Origin of the sequence: Bradyrhizobium sp. LVM 105, from assembly GCF_003957705.1 — a bacterium.
Classification (GTDB): domain Bacteria; phylum Pseudomonadota; class Alphaproteobacteria; order Rhizobiales; family Xanthobacteraceae; genus Bradyrhizobium; species Bradyrhizobium frederickii.
Window position 1 is genome coordinate 360621 of sequence record NZ_QZMV01000003.1, and the last position, 21748, is coordinate 382368.

The following is a 21748-nucleotide window of genomic DNA, read 5'->3' on the forward strand; positions in this document are numbered from 1 at the left end:
CGCCGGAACATTTGTCCGCAGCACCTGTTCGGGCTTGAGCCAGGCGGACAAAGGCGCAGGGAACGCGTGCTTCCGCTCAAGGCCAATGAAACCGGACACAGAACGGAGCAGCTCATGAAGCTCACATCCGAACAGGTGAAGCAGACCGTCAACCAACTCGGCGCTCAGGTGCTGCCCGACGAGCATCCCGCGATGCCGCAGCTCAACAGCATGTTCGGCGAGCACACCTTCTTCGTCGACGAAATGGGCCTCAAGGTGCTCGAGCCCACGCCTTCTCCCGGCGCCGATCGCCAGAGCGGCGAAGTCGTCAGTCTCGCCGATTGGGGCGATTCCGACCTGACGCGCCTGATGGCGCATGAGCCCGAACCGACCGGCGTGATCGTGGTGTTCGAGCACGTGAGGCATTGAGCGGCCCGAGCAGATCGACTTTCATCGGTGGCGGGCCTGAAAATCCGTCACCGACAGTCGCACTCACCGGGCGCTCTGTTTTCGCCTTTCGAGGCGGCTCCAACATGGCCGCGGGCGTCATGCCTGCAGTGGAATCTCGATGGCGATCTGAGTCCCCGGACCCGTCGTGCTCTCGAGCCGCAGGCGTCCGTTCAGCGATGAGGCCACCAGATTAAAGGCGATGTGGAGCCCCAGGCCGGCATGGCCGCTCTCCCGACCAGTCGTGACGAACGGATCGAAGATCTGCGCCTGTAGCTCTTCGGGAATTCCGACGCCTTCATCAGCGCAGACGAGGCGGACGGATGTCGGGTCCGGCTGGCTTACCGTGATGACGAACCGGCCGCCTCTCTTGTCAGGATAGGCATGGCTTGCGCTATTGAGAGCGAGATTGCTGATCACCTGAGCAAGCGCTCCGGGGTAACTGTTGAGCTTGATCCCCGCCGGGCATCGGACCTCGACCGTCAGGCCATGATGCGACAGCAATGGCCCGAGCTTGGACATCAACTCCGACAGCCAGTCCTTGAGCTCGAAGGTCCGTCGGTCCTCGTCGGCCTGATGGACGGCGACCTGCCTGAAGCTGTGCACCATCTCGGATGCGCGGTGCAGATTGTCGAAGGTCAGATCGAGCCCCTGCTTGAGCCTGTCGATGCCCTTGGTCAGGTCGGAACGCCGGACCGAGGCTCCGCCCAATGCATCAGCCATTGTCTGCAGATCGGTCTGCATGGCGGTCGAGGTCGTCAGAGCGAGGCCGAGCGGGGTGCTGACCTCGTGCGCCACACCGGCCACCAATTGGCCGAGCGAGGCGAGCTTCTCCGCCTGCACGAGCTGCTCCTGGGTCGCGCGCAGATCGCGCAGCGATTTCTCCGAGCGTTCCTTTTCCCGTTGCAGCGCCTCCGACGTCCGGAATTGTCTTCGCGCCCGGTACTCGCGCGCAGCCACGGCGTAGAGCGACAATGCGTAGGCGTTGCCGACGAGAGAATGATTGATGAAGCTCAGCCCGGTCGGCATCGTCGTCGCGAACGACTCGGCGACCAGCAGTGCCACCCACGAGAGCAAGCAGAAAATCGCCAGCGAGCCGATCCGCAATGGCAGCATGGTCGAGACGAACGGGATGATCATCATCATGCCCGGCGCGGCAAAGGTGAAGCCCGACGGCAGCACGTGATAAATGCTGGGCAGGATGCAGCCGGGAATGACGCAATAGACGAGGAAGATCGTCTCTGCCCACGGCTTCATCCATCGCCGCGACAGCAGCGCCGTCAGCGGCAGCAGGATAAAGACGGCCGTGCCGCCGCGGATTGCGAGCGTGATCGGAACCACTTCGGGGTACAGCACCCAATCCCAGAGCGTGTAGCCGGCATAGGTGGCGGCGCCGAGCAGCATTGCGATCTGCGTCCATCCGAGGCTGCCCCGGACATATTGGTCGACAAATCGCCGCTCCTCGATGCGGTCTTCGAAGCGCAGTCCGAGGCGTATCAATAAGGCAAGCATTCCAACATCAATCGCGAAAAGTCCTGTTTGACGTCTCTACGACAGGTTTTGCGGCGCGTCGCCGAAAAAGATGTCGCGTTCGCCGAAGCGGCCCTCCGGCCGGATTCAGATCCCGAGCGTCAACTGCGGCTCCGAATCGCCGCCGACCTGGAGCGAGGACAGCGAGACCCCCAGCAGCCTGACGCGCTTTCCCAGCGGCATCTCGGCCTCGAGCAGGCCGCAGGCCAGCCGCTCCAGATCGTCCCGCCCCCCGACCGGCGCTGCGACGGACCTGCTGCGCGTGATGATCTCGAAGTCGGCGAACTTGATCTTCAGGGTGACGGTGCGGCCGCGATTGCCGGTCGCCTCGCAATGGCGCCAGACCTTGTCGACGAGAGGCCTGAGCTCGGCGGCCAGCGCATCATATTCGGCGAGGTCGGTCGAGAACGTGCTCTCCGCGCCGATGGACTTGCGAATCCGGTTGGCCCGAACCGGCCGTTCGTCGACGCCGCGCGAGATCCAGTAATAATAGGCGCCCGACTTGCCGAAATTCGCATTCATGAATTCCAGCGTCTGGTTGCGGATGTCGAGGCCGGTGAACAGGCCGAGCGAATTCATCTTCGCGGCAGTCGCCGGCCCGATGCCGTGAAACTTGCCGACCGGCAGCGTCTCGACGAAGGCCGGTCCCATCTCCGGCGCAATCACGAACTGGCCGTTGGGCTTGCGATGATCGGAGGCGAGCTTGGCCAGAAACTTGTTGTAGGAGATGCCGGCCGACGCGTTGAGGCCGGTCTCGGCCTTGATCTTTTCGCGGATCCGCAGCGCGATGTCCCGCGCCAGCGGGATGCCTTGGAGATTTTCCGTCACGTCGAGATAGGCCTCGTCGAGTGACAACGGTTCGATGATCGGCGTGTGCTCGGCGAAGATGTCGCGGATCTGCCGGGAGATCGCCTTGTAAACCTCGAAGCGCGGCCTGACGAAGATCAGATCGGGACATTGCCGCTTCGCCGTCACCGACGGCATGGCGGAGCGAACGCCGAACTTGCGCGCCTCGTAGCTCGCGGCCGCGACGACGCCGCGCTCCGCCGAGCCTCCGACCGCAACCGGCTTTCCGCGCAGCTCCGGATTGTCGCGCTGTTCCACCGACGCATAGAAAGCATCCATGTCGATATGGATGATCTTGCGCACCGGCGAGGCCGCGCCGGTCACCGTGTCGGATTCGCTCATGGAAAGATGATACAATTGCACCATGAGAAGCGCGAGGTGAGGGATGCTGCAGCTGTTGGCCTTCGTGGTGGGCGTGGTCGGCATCGGCTGGCTGATCGGCGCGACCAATCTCCCGGGCGAATGGTATGCGGGCCTTGCCAAGCCGGATTTCGTGCCGCCGAACTGGGCGTTTCCGGTAGCCTGGACCGTCCTCTACGTCATGATCGCAATTGCGGGCTGGCGAACCTTTCGACGCGATCCCTCGGGCAAAGCGATGCTGGCCTGGGCGACGCAACTGGCGCTCAATTTCGCCTGGTCGCCGGTGATGTTCACGATGCACCGGATCGGCGCCGCACTCGTCATCCTGATCTGCCTGTTCGCCGCGATCGTGACCTACATCGGCCTCGAACGGTCACGCGACCGCCTGGCGGCGGCGCTATTCGTGCCTTATGCGGTCTGGGTCGCGTTTGCCGGCGTGCTCAATGCGGCCATCTGGCGTTTGAATTGAGATTTCGGCCTCGATCGAGCCTGCCGCGAACGGCTTGGCATTGGACCACGGACTGGCGTCCGCCTTCGACCAGATCCAAGTGATCTCGATGCCGGATCAAGAGCCGCCGTGAATACGGCGGCAGGGCTCGCGCACCACGGTCGATGGAGATGGCACTACTCGTTCGCCGTGACGCTATGAAGACGCCGACGCTACGATCGGAAATCGCAAGCGGCGGTAGCTGTCCACAACTTGCAGGTCGGGGCCGCCAAGGGCCATAGCATATTATGCCATTCTTTTTTCAACTGGGAGCGGCAAAGAGGGCTTTGCCGCTCCCAGGAAAGATCATCCCTTCAGCCTGGGGTTTCTCACGCGGCGAGCGCTTCCTTGATCAACGCACCTGCTTCCCTCAACTTTGCGACGCGCCGGTCATGTTCGGTCCGCAACGCGGCGAGCCGTTGCTTGATACGCGCCTTGGTTTCCTCGCTCGCTTTTGCGACCTGCCCATTCAAGGCGCTGATCTTCGCGTCGGTGTCTTTCTCGAGCTTTTCAAGTTTCGTCTGCGCCTGGCTGGACAGCTCGTTGAGCTTGGCCTTGACCTCGTTGATCCTTGCGCGGAGCTTGACCTTGGCGTCTGCGCCGGACTGAGCTATTTCGGCCTTCAATTGTCCCAGTTCGGCCTTTCGGGCGGCAGTTTCCTTCGCGATCTGAGCGTCCTCGAAATCCGAACGCCATTCGCGCGCTACAGATCCGCCGATTGCCTCCATGCGCGTATCGAGCGGCGTGACCCATTCTTCATCGACTTCGGCGATGACGGCCGTCTTGCCCGGAGCGAGCTCACGGGACACCTTGTCAACGAAATCGGCGCCGACCCCGATGTTGATGAGGTCCCCGATACTTCCCAGCATCATGCCGGCGGTCATCCCGACAACGACACCAGCCGGGCCGCCAAGCAGGCCAACCAGCGCGCCGACCAGAGTGCCGAGCGCCGTGCCGGTCAGATCGTCCGGCGCCTCCTTGATCGACACCTGTCCGCCGGCGTCCTTGGCGATGACGGCGAATCCGTAGAGCGTGAGCTCACCTTCTGCATGGAGTTCCTTCAAGGCGTGCGTACCTTCATACGCTTTCGCCTCGGTGCCAAATGTAGTTACGACAAATCTGCTCATCACTGCTTGCCTTTCCGTTGGGTTGAATTCCACCTGGTAAACTCCCGGGCCTCAGGCTGCGTCTAGCCTTGACGCTAACTTTTGCCTGAGAGGCGTGCGCCGGCACGAATGCGGGGCCGGTCCAGCTCGCTCGCGCCGCCCTGGGCGACGAACAGCGCCCAGCAGGTCTGCATCGTTTCTTCGACTTGATGGCGCAACTGGTTAGCCTGGACATCGATGGAAGCCATTCCAGTCTCGTTTGATCAGACGTGTTGCAGGGTGCTCACCGGCCTCGCCGGCTTAAAAGCGCAGCGGAAGGAAGTTAGCGGCGCCGCACCTTGGTGTTCTGTCCGACTTCGAACAGTTGGGCCGATTTCTTCGCTGGCAGGAATTCGTCGAGTTCGGTCTGCATTTCCCGATAGCATTCACAGGAAGCCGCCTCGAGACCGGGCCGGTCGGTTATTATCACTCTGCCCCGCTTGTGCTCGATAAGTCCCGCCTTGACGAGCGAGGCCATGGCGATCGAAACGCCTGCGCGCTGGTAGCCAAGCATCATCGCAAGATCCTCATGGGTCAGCGGAAAATCATCTGACAGGGCATGGTCATGAGCAATCAACAGCCAGCGGCAGCACCGCTGATCGAGATGATGCAGTCGAATGCAGGCAACGTGCCGTGCAACTTCCTTAAGGCCGAAGCGCACATAGGCCTGCATCAATTCGCGAAGCGGCCTATCCCCCTCCATCTCGTGCATGAGGACCTCGCGCCTGATGCGGATCGCCATACCCGGGATCCGGACTGCCGTATCGACAAGTGACCGGTCCATGCCGAGCAGCGTGACGAACTCGGCGATGCCCTCGATTCCGATTGCTGCGATCTCGACAACCCGGCCATCTCTCACTGCCTTGGTTGCACAAACCAATCCCCGGTTGATAAAATGGATGTGCGTGATCGGCTGTCCTGCGGTCTCAATGTGCTCTCCTTTGGAGAGAGCTACTGGTTCAGACGCCTTTAGCAGCCGGTCTAACGTCGCGGGAGACAGCGCAAGCAGGAGCCGGTTGTTGATTCCAAGCCTTGTGTGAACTGGAATGATCGAGGCCGTGGGCATGAGGAAAGTGCCTTCTCACGGCGGCTCACCGCTGAGCGGTGCGTAGTTTGCCCGACCTGAACCCGAGACGCCGTTGGTCTGGTCCATGCAATGTCGTCGAACGTCTATTCTTGGCCGGAAAAGCAGAGCACGGCTGCTCCGGTCGTCGGTTGATTTGGATCAAGTCGCATTGAGGGGCCAGCTTCGCCAATTCGAGGCAATGCTCGTCAGTGTCGTCCCGAATTCCGCATGATTCAGGCGCCCCTGCTGTTCAGGTCACACTGGACTCGCGACACTGCATCGTCGCTTTGGCCTACAGCCAATGGGATTGGCCGCAAAATTTGGGTCGACGCCAACTTGCTACGTCAATCGGCTCCTCTTGAGAAAACTGGTCAAAAGGTTGCAAGTTGCTTACCCGGTGCGAACGGCAGGATTCGCCACAAGCCGTAATGTCTTGAAAAAACTGGCGCACCCGACACGATTCGAACGTGTGACCTTTGCCTTCGGAGGGCAACGCTCTATCCAGCTGAGCTACGGGTGCAGTCGGGGTTCATTTAGCCGATTGGCGAGGGGGGAGCAACCGCTTCTCGCCGCAACGGGTCTTACGCCGATTTGCGCCGGAAAGGGCCCGGAACCGATGCGGTCTGCCGGCCGAGGCTGGCGAACTCGGCCAGCACCCGTTCGGCGCTGATGACGCGATTGCGGCCGAGCCGCTTGGCGACATAGAGCGCCTCGTCGGCCGCACCCAGCAGCCGGTCGGGTCCGCTGTCTCCCGCGCCGGGAATCTGGCTGGCGACGCCGACGCTGAGGGTGACCTGGTCGCCGGCGCCCGCGGCGCCATGGGCGATCGCTAAGGCCGTGACCGCGCCGCGGATCTCCTCGGCGATGACGCAGGCGCTGTGGCAATCCATCTCGGGCAGGATCAGCGCAAACTCCTCGCCGCCGTAGCGGCCGGCGAGATCGAGCGGGCGCACGGCATGCCGGCTGACGACGGAGGCGACCGCGCGCAGGCATTCATCGCCGGTCTGGTGGCCGTGATGGTCGTTGAACAGCTTGAAATGATCGACGTCGGCGAACAGCAGCGCCAGCGGCCTCTGCGTGCGGTGGGCGCGGGCCCACTCCGTCACCAGCGTCTGGTCGAACGCACGGCGGTTCGACAGGCCGGTCAGCCCGTCCTTGGTGGCGAGCTCCTTCAGCGCCATCTCGGCGCGCTTCTGATCGGTGAGGTCGCGCAGCGTCTCCACCACCGCGATCAGATGGCCGGCCTCGTCGTGGATCGGGCCGGCGTCGATGGCGAGATAGAGCTGGTCGCCGAGCTTCGGCATCGTGCACCAGTTCTCCGCGGAAAAGCCGAGGCCGTTATGGCCGCGCGCGGCATATTCCGAATAGAACTCCGGAAGCAGCTCCGGCCGGTCGAGCGCGACGAGGTCGGCAAGGCAGGGGCGCCTGGTCTCGTAGAAACCCTGCCAGTGCTTGTCGGTGCCGATCACCTCCGAGGCGGCGAGGCCGGTCAACCGCTCGCAGGCCCTGTTCCAGATCACGACGCGGCGCTTCGGGTCGATCACGAAGGTCGGCACCACCAAATGCTGCATCAGCCGCACGGCATAGGAATCCGCGACGTCGACCGATTTGGCCGAGATCTTCGCCGAAGCCTTCGCCGAAGACTTGGTCGAGGACTTGGCCGACGTCTTTCCCGAATTTCTTCCTGGCGTCCTGCTCGGCGGCTTCAATGGCTTCGCCATCAGGCCACCGCCGCCACCGGCAGGGCTCCAGGCAAGCCATCGCTCGGGCCGAACAGTTTACGCACCTCGGCGGCCGGCTTCGGCGGGCTGAACAGATAGCCCTGCATCTGCGTGCAGCCGAGTGCGCGCAGCATCTCACGCTGCGCCTCGGTCTCGACGCCCTCGGCGACCGTGGTCATGCTGCTGGCGGCGGCGATGTTCACCACCGCCTGCACGATCACGGGCGCACCGCTGGTCTCGGCGATGTCGGCAACGAAGCAGCGGTCGATCTTGATCTTGTCGAACGGGAAACGCTTGAGATAGCTGAGCGAGGAATAGCCGGTACCGAAATCGTCGAGCGCGATGCGCACGCCGATCGAGCGGAGCTGGTGCAGGATCGAGAGCGCTGCCTCGTCGTCGCGGATCAGCACGGCCTCGGTGATCTCGAGCTCGAGCCGGCGCGGGTCGAGGCCGGAGGCGGCGAGTGCGCCCGCGATGCGAAGCGCCAGCGTGTCGCATTTGAGCTGCACCGGCGATACGTTGACCGCGACGCGGATCTGCGTCGGCCAGGTCGCGGCCTCGTTGCAGGCCATGCGCAGCACCCAGTCGCCAAGCTCGGTGATCAGGCCGGTGTCCTCGGCGACCGGAATGAACTCCGCCGGCGACACCATGCCCCGCTCGGGATGGCGCCAGCGCAGCAGCGCCTCGCAGCCCGAGACCTCGCCTGAGCGCAGGTCGACCAGCGGCTGATAGTGAATCTCGAAGCCGCCGTCCACCAGCGCCTGCCGCAAATCCTGCTCCATGCTCAGGCGCGCCCTGGCGCAAGCATCCATTGCCGGCTCGAAGAAGCGATGGGTGCGGCGCCCTTCGGCCTTGGCACCGTACATCGCGAGGTCGGCGTTCTTGACGAGCTGGTCGAGATCGGTGCCGTCCTGCGGCGCCAGCGCAATCCCGATGCTCGCGTCCGTCGAGAGCTGATGGCCGAGGCAATGATAGGGCTGCCGGATCGCCTGGTAGATCCGGGTCACGAAGGACAGCACCTCGGCGGAGGATTGGATCCCGGTTTGGATCACCGCGAACTCGTCGCCGCCCAGTCGTGCGATCAGATCGCCCTGCTTGAGACAGCCGCGGAGACGGCTTGCGATCGCCTTCAACAGCTCGTCGCCGACATGATGACCGAGCGAATCGTTGATGCCCTTGAACTCGTCGACGTCGATATAGAGCAGTGCGAACTGATCCCCGCCCGCGATCTTCGCCAGCTCGCGTTCGATCTGCTCGCGGAAAAGCGTCCGGTTCGGCAGGTCGGTCAGCGCATCGTAATGCGCCATATGCTCGATCTTCTCGTCGGCCCGGCGCCGCTCGGTGACGTCATCGACGACATTGATGAGGTAGCGCGGCTCGCCGGACTTGTCGCGAATTCCGATCCGGGTCGAGGTGATAAAGCGTAGTCCCTTGGTCGGGCTTTGCCAGGCATGCTCGTCCTTGAACAACCCGTTCGCGACTTGCAGCGCCCTGCTGTCGTCCTCGGTGATGATCCTGGCAGCCTCGTCCGGGTAGATCTCGAACGGAGTCTTGCCGACGATCTCCTCCCGCGACAGGCCGAATTGCTCCTCGGCGGTCCGATTGACCAGCAGATATTGCCGCGTCCGGGCGTTCTTCACCGTGATCTGCGAGGGGATGTGATCGATGATCTCGCGCAGGAACGTGTAGTTGCGGTCGCGTTCCTGCTCGAGGTTACGCCGCTCGGTGATCTCCTGGATCGTGGCCACCCAACCGCCCTGCGCGAGCGGGGTGTTGATGATCTGGAAGGTGCGGCCGTTGGGCAGCTCGTGGAGCCGGGTGGAGACCGTGCCTTCGGCGACGACGCGCATCACGTCGGCGCAGAATTCCTCGACGTCGCCGCCGAACGCGCCGCGTTCCTTGCGATGATGCATCGCCTCGCGGATGTGGCAGCCGGGCTTGATGACGTCGTGAGAGAGACCGAACATCTCGGCGTAACGGCGGTTGCAGGTGACGATGTAGCCGCCCGCGTCATACAGGATCAGCCCCTGGGTCATGTTGTTCAAGGCGGTGTCGAGCCGCAGCCGCTCCGCCTCCAGCCGTTTCTGCGCCTCGCGGTTCTGCCGGTTGATCTGGCGAATGATCAGATAAAGGATCACGGCAATGACGGAGGCCGAGAGCGTCGCCGTCATGACCATGAAACCGGTCTGCTGTCGCCAGTCCGCCAGCGCCGCGGCTGTCGTGTTGGTGGCGATGATGACGAGCGGGAAATGCGTCAGCGATGCGGCCGAGCCGAGTCGGTCCTCGCCGTCGATGGGACTCTTGCCGCGGAGCGTCAGCTGTCCGCCCTCGGCCAGCATCTTCTGCATCAGCGGCGCGTCCTTGAAGTTCCGCCCGATCAGCTCCTCGCGATGCGGATGGCGCGCCAGCATCGTGCCCTCGCGATCGAACAGCGAGATGGCCGTGCCCTCGGCAAGTGCGACGGATGCGAAATAGTGCTGGTAACTGTCCGGATCGATCCGGCGGACCATCGCGCCGAGGAAGGTGCCGTCCGCGCCGTTCAAGCGGCGTGCGACGACCGTGGTCCATTTGTTGATGATGAAGCTGCGGACGGATTCCAGCAGCACCGGTTCGGACCGCGGATTGGTCTTGAACGTCTGGAAGTAGGCCCGGGACGAAATGTTGATCTTGGGCAGCGGCTGGGCCCGCGACCAGTTGATCAGTTCGCCGTCGGCATCGTAGATCGCGATGTCGCCGAGATAGGACACCGGGCTGATCTTGCCGCGCAGCATCTGGTGCGCCGCAGGCCCGGACATGCGCTCGCGGAACATCGCCGGGGAGGTGAGCTCCGCCGGATTCATCTGCGCGATCAGATCGACGGCGACGACGTCGGAATCCTCGAATTGCTGATCGAAGTGCCGCGCGATCAGCTTCACCGTGTTTTCCAGCTCGCGCTCGCGATTGGCCAGCGTGCGCTCGCGAAACTCGCCGACGGCCATGGCCGTCGCGCCGAAGATGCCTGCGACCAGCAACACGCCGCACAGGGTCAACCACAGGACCGGACCACGCCGCAGCAAGGCCTCCCAGCCGTTCCTTGCGGCTCGAGACATTCCGGTTGCCACCGTGGAAAAGACCTGGTGCATTCCCCCTCCCTGGAGGAACAGGAATACACCGCACAAATGGCCTAAACCTTAGGAAAGCCAGTTACCTAAGCATTAATCGGGTTGCGCGATCGCGTTCCTACGCAGCGGAGCGGGCATCGTGCCAGAGTTGTGCTGCGCGCGCAGCAATGACGGCGCCGCATCATGAATCGTGCGTTAATGCGAGCTGCCGGCGCCCTTGCCGCCGGCGGGATTGCGCAGCCGCCCGACCACGCCAGTCGGGAAGAAGTAGACGCTGGCGATGAACAATAGCCCGAGCCACAGCAGCCAGCGGTCGGGATGCAGTAGCCCGGGCAGCAGCGGCAGGCCGGCTTCCGAGGCCGCCTTGGAGGCGACGCCCATCAGCGACTGCAAATAGTTCTGGGCGAGGATGAAGATGCTGGCGCCGATGATCGCGCCGTAGATCGTGCCCATGCCGCCGATCACGACCATCAGCAGGATGTCCAGCATGATCGAGAAGCTGAGCGAGGTATCGGGACCGGCATAGCGCAGCCACAGCGCGTTCAAGATGCCGGCGCCGGCGGCGACCAGCGCGGCGAGGCAATTGGCGTAGGTCAGGTGAAACACCGTGCGGAAGCCGAGCGCCTCGGCACGAAAGCGGTTCTCGCGGATCGCCTGCAGCACGCGCCCGAACGGCGAGTTCACGACGCGGAGCAAGGCGAGGATCATCAGGGCCGAGACGGCGAACACCAGGTAGAAGGTCAGGATGCGGCCGTTGATCTCGAAGCCGAACAGGCTCTTGGAGATCAGCACCGTGCCGGGGCGCAGCAGCTCAGGCAGCTGGAAGCTGCGCCCGTCCTCGCCGCCGGTCAGCCAGGACAATTGCGAGGCCAGCACCTGGAACGCGGAGGCGACCGCGAGCGTGATCATGGCAAAGAAGATCGCCGCAACCCGCAGCGAGAACAGGCCGATGGCTAGCGCGAGCAGGGCCGCGAGCGGCAGGCCGACGACGATGCCGGTTGCGACCGCGGCCCAGTTCGGACCCATCCCATACAGCGCGATGGCGATGGCGTAGCTGCCGATGCCATAGAACATGGTGTGGGCGAACGACACCGAGCCGGTATAGCCGAGCAGGAGGTCGTAGGAGGCGACCAGCGCGGCGAAGACGCAGATCTTGGCCGCGACGTTCAGCGCCTTGGCGCCCGGAAACAGGAACGGCGTCGCCGCCAGTGCCAGGATGATGACGACGAGAACGAGCGTGAGGACGCGGCTGCGCGGCGGGTCGCCGGAGAGGATCATCATCGGCTGGTCACCGCATAGAGGCCGCGCGGCCGCCACATCAGAATGGCGACCATCAGCAGGATGTTGGAAACGAGGGCGAGTTTCGGCACCAGGAAGCCGCCGTAATTGGCGACCATGGCGACCAGGATCGCACCGATGAAGCAGCCGCCGATCGATCCCAGTCCACCGATGATGACGACGATGAAGATCAGCACGGTGAGGTCGTCGCTCATGGAGGCGTGGACCTGCTCGCGATAGAGCGCCCACATCACGCCGCCAAGGCCGGCAAGCGCCGATCCCGTCATGAAGACGCCGAGGAACAGACGACGGATGCGATAGCCGAGCGCCTCGACCATCTCCCGGTTCTCGACGCCGGCCCGGATTAGAAGGCCGAGCTTGCTGCGATTGAGCACGAGCTGGATCGCGATGAAGATGGCAAGCCCGATCAGCATCGCCAGCACGCGGTACTTTGCAATCGCGACGTCGCCGAGGATGAAGGAGCCGCGCAGCGAGGCCGGCAGCGGCATCGGAATGATCTGCGGTCCCCACAGCGCATAGAGCGTCTGTTCGGCGACGATGAGGCCGCCGGTCGTCATCAGGATCTGCTTCAGGTGCTGGCCGTAGACGGGCAGGATCAGCACGCGCTCGACCACCAGGCCGAGCGCGCCCGACACCGCCATCGAGAGCAGCGCGGCCGGTGCCAGCACCGCGAGGTTCATCCACAGCGAATCGACCTGAATCGAGGCCGCGAACGGCGCCAGCACCAGCGTCGCGACATAGGCGCCGACGGCGATGAAGGCGCCGTGGCCGAAATTGAGCACGTCCATCAGGCCGAACACCAGCGTCAGCCCGGAGGCCATGATGAAGATCATCATGCCCATCGCGAGGCTCGCCGCCGTCAGCGTCAGCCAGGAGGAGGTCGAGCCGATCAGCGGGATCACGAGCAGCGCGAGTGCGACCGGCAGCAGGACGGGCGCGATGTCGCGCTTCGGCTTCGGCAGGGGATCATTTGCGGCAAGTTCGGTCACTGATGTGTCTCCAGGCTCAGGCCGAGCAGCCGCTCCTGCAGCGGCACGTCGGCGGCGAGCGCCGCCATCTCGCCGCGATGGACGATGGTGCCGTTGTCCATCACCAGCACGTTGTCGCCGAGCTCGCGGGCGGCGAAGAAGTTCTGTTCGACCAGCAGGATAGTCGCGCCCTTGCGTTTGATTTCCTTCAGGCACTCGATCAGCGCCAACACGATCGCGGGCGCCAGGCCCTTGGTCGGCTCGTCGATCAAGAGCAGCTTGCGCGGCTCGATGATGGCGCGGGCGATGGACAACATTTGCTTTTGTCCGCCCGAGAGACTCCCCGCGCGCGACAGCCAGAACCGGCGCAGCGCCGGGAAGAAGCCGAAGATCCAGTCGAGCTGGCTGTCGTCGAGCGGGCCGTCGCGCGCGGCGAGGACCAGGTTCTCCTTCACCGTGAGATCGGAGAACACCGCCATGCTCTCCGGCACGTAGCCGACGCCGAGCCGTGCGATGTCGGGCGTGGCGCGGCTCTCGATGCGCTCGCTACCGAGGCTGATCTCGCCGCTGGAAGCCTGCCAGAGCCCCATGATGGTGCGTAGCGTGGTGGTCTTGCCGGCACCGTTGCGGCCGAGCAGCATCGTGACCTGTCCTTGCGGGACGGTGAGATCGATGCCCTGGAGGATGTGGTAGCGGCCAATATGGGTGTGGACGCCGGAGAGTTTGAGCAAATCGGTCATGCGACACTCTCTGCAGCGCTCTTGGGCGCGACGCCGAGATAGGCTTCCTGCACGATCGGCGAGGCGATCACCTCGGCCGGCGGCCCGTCGGCGACGAGCTGGCCGTTATGCAGCACGATGATGCGGTCGGCGAGCGAGCGCACTACGTCCATCTTGTGCTCGACCAGGAGGATGATCTTGCTCTTTTCCTGCTTGAGCTGCGCGATCAGGTTGAGGACGACGGGCACTTCGTCGATGCTCATGCCGGCGGTCGGCTCGTCGAACATGAAAACCTTCGGCTCGAGCGCGATCATCAGCGCGACCTCGAGCTTGCGCTGGTCGCCATGCGACAGCGCGGTCGCGGCGACGCCGCGGCGGCTGCCGAGCGCGACCTGGTCGAGGATGGCGTCGGCACGCGCGATCAAATCGCGGCGCACCATCCAGGGCCGCAGCATGTCGTAATGGGTGCCGTTTGCCGCCTGCACCGCCAGGCGCACGTTCTCTTCCACGGAGAGGTTCGGAAAGAGATTGGTGAGCTGGAAAGCACGCCCGAGGCCCGCGCGGGTGCGCAGCGGCGCGGAAAGCTGGGTGATGTCGGTGCCGTCGAACAGGATGCTGCCGTGTGAAGCGCGCAGCTGGCCCGAGATCAGGTTGAAATATGTGGTCTTGCCGGCACCGTTCGGCCCGACGATCGCGGTGAGCTCGCCCGGACGGAACGTGCAGGAGACGTTGTTGACCGCAACGTGGCCGCCGAAGCGAATGGTGAGATCGCGGGTTTCGAGGGTGAGGGGCATTGGAAATTTCGATCGGATGGGATGAAGATCTATCCACGATTACAGTGGGCTCCCTCCCCCGCTTGCGGGGGAGGGTTGGGGAGAGGGTGTTTCCGCAATGGGACAATCCCCAAGAGGAGAAAACCCTCACCCGCGCCTTCGGCGCGACCTCTCCCGCACGCGGGAGAGGTGAGCATCACCCCTACCGCTTGTTCTTGACCGGAACGTTCATGTCCTCGATCTTCAGCTCGCGCACCGGCTCGAGCACGGCCCAGGCGACGTTCGGATCGACCTTGACCTTGAAGTGATACATGCTCTGCAGCGCCTGATGGTCGTCCTTCCGGAACACCATCTTGCCCTTCGGCGTGTCGAACTCCAGGCCCTCCATCGCCGTGATCAGCTTCTCGGTGTCGGTCGACTTCGCCTTGGTGACGGCGGCGACGACGGACATCGCGGCGGCGAAGCCGCCGGCGGTGAAGAAGTCCGGCGGCGCGTTGAAGCGCTTCTGGTGCTCGGCGACCAACCAGTCGTTCACCGGGTTCTTCGGAATGTCATAGAAGTAGTAGGTCGCGCCTTCCATGCCGGGCAGGCCCTTATAGGCGGCGAGCGCCGGCAGGATGTTGCCGCCGGTGGAGAGCTCGATGCCGTAGCGCTTCGGGTCCATGTCCTGGAGCTTGGCCAGCGGATTGCCGGCGCCGGCCCAGATCACCCAGATCACCTTGCGGCCCGGCTTGTCCTTCAGCGCGTCGAACAGACGCTGGCCGACCGCGGTGAAGTCGGTGGTCGAGGTCGGGGCATATTCTTCGGCGGCGAGGGTGGCGCCGGTCTTGGCGAGCGCTTCCTTGAAGGCGGCGACGCCATCGCGGCCAAACGCGTAGTCCTGCGCCAGCGTTGCGACGGTGACGCCCTGCTTGCCGACCGCGACGGCATTCGAGATCGCGTCCTGCGAGGAGTTGCGCGCGGTGCGGAAGATGTAGCGGTTCCACTTCTCGCCGGTAATCTGGTCCGCGACGGCGGGCTCAACGATCAGGATCTTCTTGTTCTCCTCGGCGACGGGGAGAATCGCGAGCGCCGCGGCCGAGGAGGTCGTGCCGATGGCAATGTCGGCCTTGTCGTCCTGATAGGCTTCGGCGAGCGCGGCCTTCGCAAGGTCCGGCTTGCCCTGGTCGTCCTTGGTGATGATGACGATCTTGCGGCCGTCGAGCGTCATCGTGCCCTTGGTGGCGTATTCAAAGCCCATCTTCAGGCCGGTCTCGGTCTGCTTGGCATAGGCCTCGAGCGGACCGGTCTTGCCGTGGATCAGCGCGATCTTGAGGTCGTCGGCTCGCGCGGAGGTGCCCGCGGCGAGCGCGAGGATGGTTGTTGTTATGAAGAATGATCGACGCACGATGGTCCCTCCTGATGTAAAGTTTCTGGCAACAGCGATTTGCACAACGCTACGAACATTGCAATTGAACCTTCCGGCGACGCGGATCGGCCTCGCGAGCATGCATCATTTCTGGGCCTGCTGCATGGCGCGCGCGGTGCCGGCGCCTTGGACGTGACGCCAGTCGGACTGCGCTTCTTCCGCGCTTTCGAAAATATGCGGCGCGACGCCACGCTTCTCCAGGGCCTCGCCGAGCTTGATGCGCAGGAAGCCGGACGTGGTGTAGCGCGACACCCCGGAATAGAAGCGGTCGACGAGGCTGCGGACCATGGCCGAATAATCGTCCATCAACTCCGGCAGGATGGAAAAATTGTCATAATTGACGATGGCGTAGACCCGGCGGCCGAGCGGCGCGAGCCTCGCCTCGACGGTCGCAGCGATGGTGTCGATCTCGGCCCTGCTGCGCAGCGGATAGCGCTCCAGGTTGACGAAGAATAGGTTCTGCTGCTCGTCCAGCGTGAAGCGCTGGTCGAGCGGAATGGTGAGCAGGCGCTCGCGCAGGTCCATCAGGCCCTCGCGGAAGATGCGCTCGTCCATCAGCGCGGGGTCGCGCGGGATCAGCGGCTTGAAATCCATCAGGCGCAAAATGTCGCGCTCGACGTCGATGCCCGGCGCGACCTCGGTAAGCTCGAGTCCGTCGGGCCTGAGCTCGAACACGCAGCGCTCGGTGACATACAGCGTGCGCTGCTTGCGGGCTGCGGCGAACGGGCCGCTGAAGGTGACATGCTCGACGTTGCCTACGAACTTGCGCGACTTGGCTTCGTCGACAATGACGAGCTTCCCGTCGTTCACCGCAATACGTTGCTTGCCCGCGCCGAAGGTGCCGACGAAGATGACCTCCTTGGCGTTCTGGCTGATGTTGATGAAGCCGCCGGCACCCGCAAGCTTCGGCCCGAACTTGCTGACATTGAGGTTGCCGGCGCGATCGACCTGGGCGAGCCCGAGGAAGGCGGCGTCCAGGCCGCCGCCGTCGTAGAAGTCGAACTGATAGGGCTGGTCGATCACGGCCTGGGTGTTGATCGCCGCGCCGAAATCGATGCCGCTCGCCGGGATGCCGCCGATCACGCCGGGCTCCGCCGTCAGCGTGATGAGGTCGATGATCCGCTCCTCGTTGGCGACCGAGGCGATGCCCTCGGGCATGCCGATGCCGAGATTGACGACGCTGTTGGCTTTCAGCTCCAGCGCGGCGCGCCGGGCGATGATCTTGCGCTCGCTGACCGGCATCACCGGCAGCGAGGCGGCACGGACCCGGATCTCGCTCGAGAACGCCGGATTGTACTGGGTGCCGAAGGTCTGCCAGTGATTCTCCGGCCTTGCCACCACGACGCAGTCGACCAGGATCCCGGGGATCTTGACCTGGCGCGGATTGAGGCTGCCGGCCTCCGCCACCCGTTCGACCTGGGCAATGACGATGCCGCCGGAATTATGCGCGGCCATGGCAATGGCGAGCGCCTCCAGCGTCAGCGCCTCCTTCTCCATGGTGAGGTTGCCGTCGGGATCGCCGGTGGTGGCGCGGATGATGCCGACGTTGATCGGAAAGGTCTTGTAGAGCAGACACTCCTCGCCGCGCAGCGTGATCAGCTCCACCAGATCCTCGGTGGTGCGCGCGTTCAGCTTGCCGCCGCCCTGCCGGGGGTCGACGAACGTGCCCATGCCGACGCGGGTGATGTGGCCGGGCCGGTGCGCGGCGATGTCGCGGAACAGATGCGTGATGACGCCCTGCGGCAGGTTATAGGCCTCGATCTGGCCCGCGACCGCGAGCTGCTGCAATTTCGGCACAAGCCCCCAATGTCCCCCGATCACGCGCCGGACCAGGCCCTCATGTGCGAAATGGTTGAGGCCGCGCAGCCTGCCGTCGCCCTGGCCCGCCGCATAGACCAGCGTCAGATTGCGCGGCTTGCCCTGCGTATAGGGCGCATCGCCCTCGTTGGAGAGGTAGAGTTCCTCCAGCGCGATCGCGATTTCCTCGGCGAAGCCGATGCCGACGAAGCCACCGCTCGCCACCGTGTCGCCGTCGCGGATCAACATGACCGCCTCGGCCGCCGTGACCACCTTGCCTTTCTCGGAATTGCGCAAATAGGGCAGAGCTGGATGATGGCTCACGGTGGTCCTCCCGATCCTTCGACCGTATGCCGATATTGTTTTGTTGATTCTATCGTAGGGAACGGCCGTGGAACAGCTTGCTCCCGCGAGAGCGGGCAGCAACGAGCAAGGTTTGCGCCAGATCGCTTTGGCTTGTGAAAGACTGTCGAATCCAGGCAATTCCGGCATGGCGGGAGCCGGAGAGTAGCCGGGCACCGTGTCAGGAATCCGAGACTGCGGACAGGTCCGTGTCTCGAAACTCAGACTGAGGGCTGCCCTGAGGCGAGGCCGAATTTAGCGAGCTTCTTGTAGAAGGTCGCGCGCGAGATCCGCAGCATCCTGGCGGCCTCGGTGATCTGGCCGTTGCTGGCGGCGAGCGCCTGTTCGAGCGTGTGCTTCTCGAACTCCGCCTCGGCTTCGGCATAGGGCACCACGGCTCCGGCCGGGCGTGCGGGCGGCGCAAGCCTGACCTCGGTGCCGATGGGAAGGATGCGCGCGACGTCCTCGCCGGTCAGCCGGCCGGAATCGCTGAGAATCAGCGCGCGCTCGAGAATGTTGCGAAGCTCGCGGACGTTGCCGGGCCAGTCGTAGCGCGCGAGCGCGGCGAGTGCGCTCGGCGTGATCTTCGCCTTGACGTAGTCGCCCGATCCGCTGATGTCGTCGAGCAGCCGGGCGCAGATGTCCGGAAGATCGTCGAGGCAATGGCGCAGCGGCGGCAGTTCGATCGAGAGCACGTTCAGCCGATAATACAGATCGGGCCGGAACGCGCCGTCGCTGACGCGCTTGCGCAAATCCACATTGGTCGCGGCGATCACGCGCACGTCTACCTTCGAGATCTTGTCCGAGCCGAGCGGCTCGATCTCGCGCTCCTGCAGCACGCGCAACAGCTTGGCCTGCAATTGCAGCGGCATCTCGCCGATCTCGTCGAGGAACAGCGTGCCGCCGTCGGCGACCCGGAACTTGCCGTCGCGCCCCCTGCGATCGGCGCCGGTATAGGCGCCCGGCGCGGTGCCGAAGAACTCCGACTCGATCAACGTTTCCGGGATCGCGGCGACGTTGACGCTGACGAACGGCTTCTCCGCACGCGAGGAGGCGTTGTGAATCGCCTGCGCCAGCATCTCCTTTCCCGTTCCGGTCTCGCCGGTGAGCAGCACGGTGACGCTCTGCCGCGCGGCACGGTTTGCGAGCTCCTTGGCTTGCGCGATTCCCGGCGTGGTGCCGACGAAATCGGCGAAGGTGAAGCGCGCCGCGCGCGCGTTCGACAATTGTCGCCGCGCCAGGCGCAGATCGCTCTCGAGCTGGGCGACGCGGGCGAGCAGCGGCTTCAGGCTTTCGAGGTGGTCATAGAGCACGAAGCCGATCGCGCCGATCACCGTCCCGTTCTCGTCCTCGATCGGCATGCGCGTGACGACCAGCTGCTCGCCGCCGAGCTCCATGATGTCGAGCAGGATCGGCTCCCCGGTCTCGGCCACCTTGCGCATCAAGCTGTTCGGAATGATTTCCTCGACGGGACGGCCGATCGCCTCACTGGTGCGCGCGAGGCCGAGCGCTGCCAGATATTTTTCGTTGACGTAGACGACCCGCCCGCCGCGGTCGATCGCGATGGCGCCCTCGCAGAGCTTTTCCAGTCGTTCGAACAGCGTCTCCATCGCGCGCGCACGGAGATAGGCAGGGTCGCGGATCGAGGCGGAAGCGGACATGACATATCCCAGCGGAAGTGCGCCTGTGTATTAGCAAAAGGCCAGCGATTTCAAAGGGGGAAATGGGCCCTCAGCGAGCTCAGCAATTGCCGTCGTCCCGGGGCGCGAAGCGAACCCGGGACCCATACCCACAGGAAGAGGTTTGGCGAAGACTCGGAGTGGGAGATTCGCGTCACACGGCTCCCTGTGGGTATGGGTCCCGGATCTGCGCTTCGCTTGTCCGGGACGACGGCGGTGTGTGTTGCGCCGCTTTCGCCCTACCGTCGATACCCGCTCGCCCGCGAATAGCCCTGGCGGTTCTGCTGGTGCGGGCGGCTCGCGACGTTGGTCCGCGCTTCGCTGGAGAACGGGGTTGCGAGCTTCAGCTCCTCGAGGAAGATCGGCCGCGAGAAATAATAGCCCTGCGCGTAACGGATCTTGGTCGCGGCCTGGAGATAGGCGAGTTCCTCGAAGGATTCGAGACCTTCGGCGATCACGGTCATGCCGAGTGCTTCGCTCAAGGATTCGATCGCGCGCAGGATGCCCTGGCTACGCGGCCGCTTGTGAATGTCGGTGATGAAGGAGCGGTCGATCTTGATCTCGTCCGCGGTGATATCGGCCAGCGCCGAGAGCGAGGAATAGCCGGTGCCGAAATCGTCGATCGAGATGCCGACGCCGAGCTTGCGGAACATCGGCAGGATCTCGGCCTGGAAATGATTCTTGGCGACAAAGGCGTCTTCCGTCACCTCAATCATGAAGCGCTGCGGGAAGCCGGTCTCCTCCAGCGCCCGCGCAAAGCTGCGCATGAACTCGGGGTTGCCGGCCTGCTTGGCGGCGACGTTGATGCTGATGGTCGCTTCGGCCCCGAACGTCGCGTTGATCGCGTCGATCGACCTGACGATCTCGGCGAGCACGAGGTGGGTCAGCTCGTCGATCAGGCCGAGCTCGCCGGCGAGATCGATGAACGAGCCGGGCGCCTGGATCACCCCTTCGTCGTCGCGCAGGCGCACCAGGGCCTCGATGCCCTTCACGGCCTGGGTGCGGATGTCGACCTTGGACTGGAAAGCGCAGCAGAACCGCTTCTCCAGGATGGCCAGTCGCAGCGATTGCTCGATCTTCATCCGCGCCAGTGCCTCCCGCTCCATGCTGGAGTCGAAGAAGGCCGCCGATCCCTTGCCGTCGTTCTTGACGCGGTACATCGCGATGTCGGCGTTCTGGCGCAGCGCCTCGAAGCTGCCTCCGTGATCGGGATAGAGGCTGACGCCGACGGAGGTGGAGGCGAAGATTTCCGAATTGTCGATGAAGAACGGCGCCGTCAGCCGCTCCAGCGTCGATTGTATGAATTCGGCCACCTCCTCCACGCTCTGGATCGGCGACAGCAGCAGCAGGAATTCGTCGCCGGAAATGCGCGACAGCATGTCGGAATCGCGCAAGTCGCGCCCGAGCCGCTTCGACAGCTCGACCAGCAGCGCATCGCCGACGGCGTGGCCGTAATAGTCGTTGATGTGCTTGAAATTGTCGACGTCGAGGAAGGCCAGCGCGAAACGCCCGCCGCCGCTGTTCTCCGCAAGCAGGCTGGTGGCGCGATGTTCGATCACGCGCCGCGAGGGCAATCCGGTCAGCTCGTCGAAATAGGCTGAGCGGAACAGCTGGTCCTCGAAATTCTTCTGCTCGGTAATGTCGGAGGACGCCGAGATGAGGAGCTCGCGTCCGGCGAGGCGAACGGGACGATGGGTCGTGAGCAGCACCTGGCGTGCCGCGCCGCCGTGCAGCGCTTCCTCCATGACCACGGCCTGGCCGGCGCGCAGGGCGCGGCGACAGGCCTCGCGGCGTGGTGCCAGATCCGGTGAAGGGCGGCTGCCGTCGATGCCGAGCTGCGCGGCCGCGGCGTCGTTGACCAGCAGCAGCTCGCCATGCGCATCCTGCACGGTCAGGCCGGCCGGCAGCATTCTAACGATTTCCTTGAGAAAACTGAGCTCGGCTTCAGTCGCGCCGGAATATACGTTGTCGTTCATAGACGTCATGAATCTTGTTGTTTCAGCGCGCTTTTGCAATGGACGCGATCTTGCGCGGTTCCCTCTTAAGTTTGGTTAAGGGGTCCGGAGAAATACGGGGCTGTT

General features: G+C 64.2%; 17 protein-coding genes and 1 tRNA gene. 2 read left to right on the forward strand and 16 right to left on the reverse strand.

Going from position 1 to position 21748, the window contains the following annotated elements; genetic code table 11:
- Positions 1–114: 114 nt before the first annotated feature.
- Complete coding sequence (locus D6B98_RS11310) at positions 115–408, forward strand: hypothetical protein (RefSeq protein ID WP_094976171.1); 294 nt, start codon at positions 115–117, stop codon at positions 406–408.
- A 117-nt stretch (positions 409–525) separates the two neighbouring features.
- On the opposite strand, the gene D6B98_RS11315 is transcribed toward D6B98_RS11310, so the two are convergent.
- Together D6B98_RS11315 and dinB are read right to left on the reverse strand one after the other, a co-directional pair.
- A complete protein-coding gene (locus tag D6B98_RS11315; RefSeq protein ID WP_126257065.1) occupies positions 526–1938 on the reverse strand; it encodes a sensor histidine kinase in 1413 nt (470 codons plus the stop codon).
- A 105-nt stretch (positions 1939–2043) separates the two neighbouring features.
- The gene (gene dinB, locus D6B98_RS11320; RefSeq protein ID WP_126257066.1) at positions 2044–3144 is read right to left on the reverse strand and encodes a DNA polymerase IV; all 1101 of its coding nucleotides are present in this window, start codon (positions 3142–3144) and stop codon (positions 2044–2046) included.
- Positions 3145–3187: 43 nt separating this feature from the next.
- On the opposite strand from dinB, the gene D6B98_RS11325 reads away from it, so the two are divergent.
- A complete protein-coding gene (locus tag D6B98_RS11325) occupies positions 3188–3631 on the forward strand; it encodes a TspO/MBR family protein (RefSeq protein WP_126257067.1) in 444 nt (147 codons plus the stop codon).
- A 347-nt stretch (positions 3632–3978) separates the two neighbouring features.
- Here D6B98_RS11325 and D6B98_RS11330 read toward each other — a convergent pair whose 3' ends face one another.
- The 14 genes from D6B98_RS11330 to D6B98_RS11390 form a co-directional block, all read right to left on the reverse strand.
- Positions 3979–4809 (reverse strand): DUF1269 domain-containing protein, encoded by an 831-nt coding sequence (locus D6B98_RS11330; RefSeq protein ID WP_126257068.1) that lies wholly within the window; start codon positions 4807–4809, stop codon positions 3979–3981.
- A 41-nt stretch (positions 4810–4850) separates the two neighbouring features.
- Entirely contained in the window at positions 4851–5003 is a 153-nt protein-coding gene (locus D6B98_RS39785; protein ID WP_164718527.1) for a hypothetical protein, read from the reverse strand.
- Positions 5004–5077: 74 nt separating this feature from the next.
- Positions 5078–5860, reverse strand: a complete 783-nt coding sequence (locus tag D6B98_RS11335) for a Crp/Fnr family transcriptional regulator (protein ID WP_126257069.1) — start codon at positions 5858–5860, stop codon at positions 5078–5080.
- A 443-nt stretch (positions 5861–6303) separates the two neighbouring features.
- Positions 6304–6380, reverse strand: a tRNA-Arg gene (locus D6B98_RS11340).
- A 61-nt stretch (positions 6381–6441) separates the two neighbouring features.
- Positions 6442–7431, reverse strand: a complete 990-nt coding sequence (locus D6B98_RS11345; protein ID WP_245481340.1) for a sensor domain-containing diguanylate cyclase — start codon at positions 7429–7431, stop codon at positions 6442–6444.
- A gap of 149 nt (positions 7432–7580) precedes the next feature.
- Entirely contained in the window at positions 7581–10703 is a 3123-nt protein-coding gene (locus D6B98_RS11350) for a bifunctional diguanylate cyclase/phosphodiesterase (RefSeq protein WP_164718528.1), read from the reverse strand.
- A gap of 174 nt (positions 10704–10877) precedes the next feature.
- Complete coding sequence (locus D6B98_RS11355) at positions 10878–11963, reverse strand: branched-chain amino acid ABC transporter permease (protein ID WP_205680477.1); 1086 nt, start codon at positions 11961–11963, stop codon at positions 10878–10880.
- Positions 11960–12970 (reverse strand): branched-chain amino acid ABC transporter permease, encoded by a 1011-nt coding sequence (locus D6B98_RS11360; RefSeq protein WP_126257072.1) that lies wholly within the window; start codon positions 12968–12970, stop codon positions 11960–11962. Before D6B98_RS11360 ends, D6B98_RS11355 begins: the two co-directional genes overlap by 4 nt.
- The gene (locus D6B98_RS11365) at positions 12967–13689 is read right to left on the reverse strand and encodes an ABC transporter ATP-binding protein (protein WP_126257073.1); all 723 of its coding nucleotides are present in this window, start codon (positions 13687–13689) and stop codon (positions 12967–12969) included. Before D6B98_RS11365 ends, D6B98_RS11360 begins: the two co-directional genes overlap by 4 nt.
- Complete coding sequence (locus D6B98_RS11370) at positions 13686–14462, reverse strand: ABC transporter ATP-binding protein (RefSeq protein ID WP_126257074.1); 777 nt, start codon at positions 14460–14462, stop codon at positions 13686–13688. Before D6B98_RS11370 ends, D6B98_RS11365 begins: the two co-directional genes overlap by 4 nt.
- Before the next feature lie 181 nt (positions 14463–14643).
- Positions 14644–15828, reverse strand: a complete 1185-nt coding sequence (locus tag D6B98_RS11375) for a substrate-binding domain-containing protein (RefSeq protein ID WP_126257075.1) — start codon at positions 15826–15828, stop codon at positions 14644–14646.
- A 105-nt stretch (positions 15829–15933) separates the two neighbouring features.
- Positions 15934–17970, reverse strand: a complete 2037-nt coding sequence (locus tag D6B98_RS11380) for an acyl CoA:acetate/3-ketoacid CoA transferase (RefSeq protein WP_126257076.1) — start codon at positions 17968–17970, stop codon at positions 15934–15936.
- A 239-nt stretch (positions 17971–18209) separates the two neighbouring features.
- Positions 18210–19649 (reverse strand): sigma-54 interaction domain-containing protein, encoded by a 1440-nt coding sequence (locus tag D6B98_RS11385; protein WP_126257077.1) that lies wholly within the window; start codon positions 19647–19649, stop codon positions 18210–18212.
- Positions 19650–19906: 257 nt separating this feature from the next.
- Positions 19907–21643 carry a putative bifunctional diguanylate cyclase/phosphodiesterase gene (locus tag D6B98_RS11390; protein WP_164718529.1) on the reverse strand — a complete coding sequence of 579 codons (1737 nt, stop codon included), beginning with the start codon at positions 21641–21643 and terminating at the stop codon, positions 19907–19909.
- Positions 21644–21748 lie beyond the last annotated feature (105 nt).